At 57.7% G+C, this 6,204-nt stretch carries 6 protein-coding genes; 5 read left to right on the top strand and 1 reads right to left on the bottom strand.

The window, feature by feature from the left end:
• The 3 genes from V7Q41_RS13250 to V7Q41_RS13240 all read left to right on the top strand — a co-directional run.
• The coding region (locus tag V7Q41_RS13250) for a hypothetical protein (RefSeq protein ID WP_333846432.1) at positions 1-227 on the top strand (227 nt) is incomplete at its 5' end.
• Positions 228-236: 9 nt separating this feature from the next.
• On the top strand, positions 237-2,141 hold the full coding sequence (locus V7Q41_RS13245) for an ATP-binding cassette domain-containing protein (RefSeq protein ID WP_333846430.1): 1,905 nt from the start codon (positions 237-239) through the stop codon (positions 2,139-2,141).
• A 117-nt stretch (positions 2,142-2,258) separates the two neighbouring features.
• Positions 2,259-2,927: a histidine phosphatase family protein gene (locus V7Q41_RS13240; RefSeq protein WP_333846429.1), complete on the top strand. Its 669-nt coding sequence runs from the start codon at positions 2,259-2,261 to the stop codon at positions 2,925-2,927.
• A gap of 7 nt (positions 2,928-2,934) precedes the next feature.
• On the opposite strand, the gene V7Q41_RS13235 is transcribed toward V7Q41_RS13240, so the two are convergent.
• On the bottom strand, positions 2,935-3,771 hold the full coding sequence (locus tag V7Q41_RS13235; protein ID WP_333846427.1) for a creatininase family protein: 837 nt from the start codon (positions 3,769-3,771) through the stop codon (positions 2,935-2,937).
• A 71-nt stretch (positions 3,772-3,842) separates the two neighbouring features.
• Here V7Q41_RS13235 and V7Q41_RS13230 point away from each other — a divergent pair, with 71 nt between their 5' ends.
• Both V7Q41_RS13230 and V7Q41_RS13225 read left to right on the top strand, forming a co-directional pair.
• On the top strand, positions 3,843-6,059 hold the full coding sequence (locus V7Q41_RS13230; protein ID WP_333846425.1) for a protein-disulfide reductase DsbD family protein: 2,217 nt from the start codon (positions 3,843-3,845) through the stop codon (positions 6,057-6,059).
• Between the two features lie 54 nt (positions 6,060-6,113).
• On the top strand, positions 6,114-6,204 hold a 91-nt coding region (locus V7Q41_RS13225; RefSeq protein WP_333846433.1), incomplete at its 3' end, for a uroporphyrinogen decarboxylase family protein.

Below are 6,204 nucleotides of genomic sequence, written 5' to 3'. Positions count from 1 at the left end.
TTTTTGAACATTTCGAAGAATTGCAAAAAATCTTTCTTACCGCCTCCGCTGAATTGACTTGTGCAAAACACTATTCAATTTTTATCAGCGAAGCCCGCCAGTTTAGCACTACTTCCCTTAGGCGGCCAAGCAATCTTTTGAAATTTCTTTACGGCCGTCCCAAGTCATTTGCTTGCACACCATCCCTCATCGTCACGAATCTAAGCAACAACCCTAGGTGGCCTTGATAATGCAGCATGTCTTTAATCACACTACAAAACGCCCAGCTCGCTTTTGGGCACGTCGCACTTCTTGATCATGCAGAGTTTTCCCTTGAATCTGCTGAGCGCGTAGGGCTCATCGGTCGCAATGGCGCTGGCAAATCATCGCTACTACGTATCCTTGGCGGGCTTGAGAAAGCTGACGATGGAGACTTGCGCGTACAACAAGGGCTGCGCGTGACCTACGTCGCACAAGAGCCGCAGCTAGACAGCAACGCCAGTGTGTTCGAGTCGGTCAGTGCTGGCTTAGCGCGCATTGTTCACCTCATTGAACAGTACTGCGCGGGCGAGGGCGATCTCACGGCCATGCAAAACGAAATTGAAATGTTTGATGGATGGAACTGGGAGCAACGCGTACAAGAAACATTGCACCGCCTGCACCTTGACCCTGAGTCACGCATCAACGCTCTGTCTGGTGGCACGCTGAAAAGGGTAGCGCTCGCTCAAGCCTTGGTCACATCGCCTGATGTCCTTCTATTGGACGAGCCCACCAACCATTTAGACCTCGACAGCATTGAATGGCTTGAACAGCTCTTGATCGACTTCAAGGGCAGCATCATCACCATCACACATGACCGTTCATTCCTAGACAAGGTCGCCACCCGCATCGTTGAGTTGGACCGTGGGCATTTGTTGACCTACCCAGGCAACTTCTCACAATACCAATTGCAAAAAGAAGAGCAAGCTGCGCAAGAGGCGGTCATCAACGCCAAAGCCGACAAGTTGTTGGCGGGCGAGGAGGTGTGGATCCGCAAAGGCGTAGAGGCACGCCGCACCCGCAGCCAGAGCAGGATTGGACGACTCGAAGCCTTGCGCGCGCAGCGTGAGGCGCGTCGCGATGCAGTGGGTCGTGTCAAGCTCGACGTAGCCAGCGGAGCACCCACAGGCAAGATCGTGGCTGAGCTCACCGAGGTGGACAAAGCGTTTGGCGACAAAGTCATCACTAAAAACTTCTCCGCCACTTTCTTGCGAGGCGACAAGATTGGTTTGATTGGCCCCAATGGGGCGGGCAAGTCCACCTTGCTGAAAATGATTTTGGGTGAGCTCGAACCAGACAACGGAAAAATTCGCCAGGGTGCCAACTTGCAAGTGGCTTACTTTGACCAAATGCGCAACGCCCTTGACATGGATGCTTCACTGGAAGACTTCATCAGCCCAGGCAGCGAGTGGATTGAAATCGGCACACAACGCAAACACGTCAAAAGCTACTTAGACGACTTCTTATTTTCGCCCTCTCGGGCCACATCGCCCGTGCGCTCGCTGTCAGGAGGCGAACGCAACCGCTTGTTGCTCGCGCGTTTGTTTGCTCGGCCAGCCAACGTGCTGGTGCTGGACGAACCGACCAACGACTTAGACATCGACACACTTGAGTTGCTGGAAGAGTTGCTGCAAAACTACAACGGCACCGTCTTCATCGTCAGCCATGACCGCACCTTCCTCGACAACGTGGCGACCAGCACGTTGGTGTTTGAAGCCACGGACGACAACCCCGGTTTTTGGCGCGAATACGAAGGCGGGGTACAAGATTGGCTGATTCAATCAGAACGCGCCCGCAGCCTTGCGCCGCAAGCAAAAACTGCTGCACCTGCAGCAGTCAAAACGGCAGCAGAAACACCCAAGCCAGCAGCGGCAGTAGCGGCTTCACCCCCGGCCAAAACCCGCAAGCTCAGCTACAAGGAGCAGCGCGAATTAGAAGCACTGCCAACGCTCATTGCCTCGCTAGAAGCTGAGCACAAAGACACCCAAGCGGCACTCACCGACAACAGCCTCTATGCCAGCGACCCCGCCAAAGTGGCGCAAATTCACAAGCGCGACGCCGAGATTGAAGACGCGCTGATGGCTGCCCTTGAACGCTGGGAGCAACTGACTTCGCCGCCATGAGCACCTTCAAACCCTGAACTCACTGCGCCTTGACACCCAGGTGACTCTGGGTCTCTGCTGCGACTGCTGGCTTTGGCATTCATCTTCAGAATGCGCACAAACAACAGATTCAGAGCCATGGGACACCTTTACTTCGTGCGGCACGGGCAGGCTTCTTTGGGAGCCGCCGATTACGACCAACTCAGCCCTTTGGGCGAACAGCAAAGCCTTCGCCTAGGCGAGCACTGGCAAGCGCAAGACCTCAGGTTTGATGCCGTGATCACAGGCACGATGAAGCGCCATGCCCAAACCTTGGCTGCCATCCAACACGGCATGCGCACACAACACGCCGCACTGACATGGCCAGGCCTAGATGAATACGACGCACAAGCCGTCATCAGCGCCATTCAGCCGGGAAACCTGGCCAAGCCCACCACACCCGAGGGCTACAAACAATATTTCCGCTTGCTGCGCGATGGACTTGCGCAATGGATGGCGGGCGTGGTGAGCCCGCAAGGCATGCCGAGTTACACAGAATTTGTCCAGGGCGTTGTGTCAGCACTCGACCATGTGCGCCAACAACACGAAGGCCATGTGTTGATCGTTTCCAGCGGCGGCCCGATTGCCACAGCAGTGGCGCAGGTGTTGCACACCAGCCCAGAAATCAGCATTGAGCTCAACATGCGGATGCGCAACAGCGCTGTGAGTGAATTTAGCTTCACACCAAAACGACATAGCTTGGTCTCATTCAACAGCTTGCCGCACTTAGAAACCCGCATTCACAAAGACTGGGTCACCTTTGCCTAAGCGGTTGTTAGACGCGCACCGTGCTCAACGGCAAGGCGACCAGCTCTTTCAATAACAGCGCCAGCTGCTCACCCGCACTGCGCACAAGTGCCTCGCCCTTGGCTGCCGTAGCGCCAGCCGCATTACCCGCAGCGCCTTGGGGGTTGTAGTCTTGCATGTGCCAGCCGAGTTTGGCGCTTTTGCCATTGCCCAAAACCGCATAGCGTTTAGCGCGGTCTTGCGAGGTGGACGCAAAGTTTTTGGCCTGCGCCATGCTCACACTGCTGGGTGACAGCGCCAACATCATGGAGGTTTCCATGTCACCGGCGTGGATGCCAAAGCGGTGCTCGTCTTGAGAGAACTGCCCCATCACAGCTGTGTCAATCGGCAAGTTGTACCAGCTGCTGCTGTACACAATCAGGCCATGCTGGGCTCGCAACTCACGCGCCACCACATCCATCAAGCCCACATTGCCTCCGTGGGCGTTGAACATCAAGAGTTTTTTCACACCCGCACGCGCCACGGATGCCCCAATGTCGCACCAGAGTTGAATTAAGGTGTGCGGCGACAAATGAAGCGTGCCTGCAAAGGCTGTGTGCTCCGTGCTCAGGCCTAAGGATTGCGTGGGCAACACCAACACGGGATCGGACTCGGCCAAGTGCGTCAATGCGGCATTCACCACACCATCCACCAACAACGTGTCCACTGACAACGGCAGGTGCGGCCCATGTTGCTCTGTTGCCCCTAAAGGCAACACGGCCACGGTGCGCGCGGGATCCAACGCAGCGAAGTCGAGGGTGTTGAGTTGGGCCCAGCGGTGCGAGGCCAAGGCTTGCTGAGTGTGGGGGCTGGTGTGCGCAGTCATACACGCCATCTTACTTTCCCATGATGGCCCCTGTGGCGCATAGCCTGCATCCGCTAGGTAACATCTGTTCCATGCTTCAACATTTTTTTCGAATTGGCTTACTCGGTTGTTTACTTGTGTCTGGGTGGGCGCAGGGCATGCCCAGTGCCGTGGTCAACACACCGCAAATACGCGCCGAATTGCTGGCCCATGCGCCACAAGGTGTGCAAGCAGGCCAGCCGCTGTGGGTGGGCTTGCAGCTCACACACCAGCCCGAATGGCACACCTATTGGCGCAACCCAGGAGACTCTGGCTTGCCTACGCAACTCGAGCTCAACTTGCCCGCTGGCATCAGCGCGGGCGATCTGCTGTTCCCCCTGCCGCACAAACTCAAAGCGGGCAGCCTCACCAACTACGGCTTCGAAAAAACCGTGTTGTTGGCCGTGCCAATCACTGTGTCTCAGCAGTTCAAAGCCAACGCCACACAGACGCTGGACATTCAAGTCCACGCCAACTGGCTGGTGTGCCGCCTTGAGTGCATTCCGCAAGAAGGCGACTTTGCCTTGCGCATTCCCGTCAACAGCAGTTCCGCGACACACACCACGGCCTTTGATGCCTTGTTGGCTGCACAACCCAAACGCTTGCCCAACGCGAGCGCCTCCCTCAGTTTTGAAGCGAACCTCTTGGCACTGCAAATCAGCGGCCTACCCGCCTCGCTGCATGGCAAGACGATCCAGGTGTTTCCAGACACCGCCGAGTTGGTGGAATCCGCCACCGACCAAGACCCACGCGCCAGCCAATCTTGGCAAGGCCCAGTATGGACAGCAAAGCTACCGCTCAGCCATTTGCGCCTGACCGACCCCAAACAAGTTGGCTTTTTGCTCACCTCGGGTGAAGGGTCTGATCGACAAGGCTTTACGGTGACAGCGCCTGTCACGCAAGCTTGGCCTGCCGTGTCTGAGTTGCCTGTGGCTCAGGCGCTCGCCAAGCCCTTGCTCGCAAATGACGAGAAGCCCCTAGGAGTTGCGGGTTTGCTGAGCGTGGACGGATTCATTGGCTTTGTCTTGGCTTTGCTGGGCGCATTTGTAGGCGGCCTCATCCTCAACCTCATGCCTTGCGTGTTGCCCGTGTTGGCCATCAAACTGCTTGGATTTGCACAACACAGCCGCGCTCACCGCGCGCACCGGGTGGCGGGCTTGGCCTACACCACCGGGGTGGTGCTGAGCTTCTTGGCGCTGGGCGCTGGCGTGATGGCCCTGCGTGCGGCGGGCGAACAACTGGGCTGGGGCTTTCAGCTGCAGTCGCCCATGGTGGTGAGCGTGATGGCTGTGTTTTTCACACTGATTGCACTCAACTTATTTGGCTTGTTTGAGGTCGGGCACATCTTGCCCTCCCGCTTGGCCAGCTTTCAGCACAAACATCCCGTCGTCGATGCCGCCTTGTCTGGCGTGCTGGCTGTGGCCGTGGCATCGCCCTGCACCGCGCCATTCATGGGCGCGTCTTTGGGACTCGCCTTCACCTTGCCCACTTGGCAAGCGTTGATTATTTTTATGGCCATGGGCCTGGGCCTTGCCGCGCCCTATTTGCTAGCCAGCTTTGTACCTGCGGTGGCGCGCCTGCTGCCTCATCCTGGCCCTTGGATGGTCACACTTCGGCAGCTCTTGGCATTCCCCATGCTCGCAACCGTGGTGTGGCTGCTGTGGATCTTGGGTCAACAAACCAGCTTGGATGCCGCCACGTTGGCGCTGAGCGGCTTGCTGTTACTCGCGGCCTTGATTTGGGCGCTCCAGCTACGCACACCCGCTGCACGCGTGTTGGCTGGTTTGATGGCCGCCGTTTGGGTGTGGGGTGCCCTCAGCTTTTCTGAAGAATTGAATGCGACAGCAAGCCAGGCCTCCCCCACTTCCCTCGTCAACGACAACCCAAACACCACTGGCATCCCAAGTTACCCAAGCGATCTATGGCAGCCTTGGTCCGAAGCCGCCGTGGCGCAAAGTTTGAACCAAGGCCGCCCCGTGTTTGTGGACTTCACCGCCGCATGGTGCGTGAGCTGCCAGATCAACAAAAAAACCACCCTCTCCCAGCCCGATATGCTGGCAGACTTCGCCACGCATCAAGTCACCCTGCTGCGTGCCGACTGGACACGTCGCGACCCTGCCATCACCGTTGCGCTGAGCCGCTTGGGCCGCAGCGGCGTGCCTGTGTATGTGTTGTACGCGCCTGGCCAATCACCCATCGTGCTGTCAGAGTTGCTCAGCGTGCGCAAAGTGCAAGAGGCACTGGCCACTCTACCCAAACGCAAGCCATGACCCCAAGCGCCCAGCACGTGCACACCTAGGCCTGTCCTCGACGACAATCTGGGCATGAATGCTCCACTCCAAAACGACAGCTTTTTGCGCGCCTGCATGCGCCAAGCCACCGACCACACCCCCGTTTGGCTCATGCGCCAAGCGG

Origin of the sequence: Limnohabitans sp., from assembly GCF_036804465.1 — a bacterium.
Lineage (GTDB): Bacteria > Pseudomonadota > Gammaproteobacteria > Burkholderiales > Burkholderiaceae_C > Limnohabitans.
The sequence above is the reverse complement of the archived record's forward strand: the minus strand, read 5'-3'. Positions and strand labels throughout refer to the sequence as shown.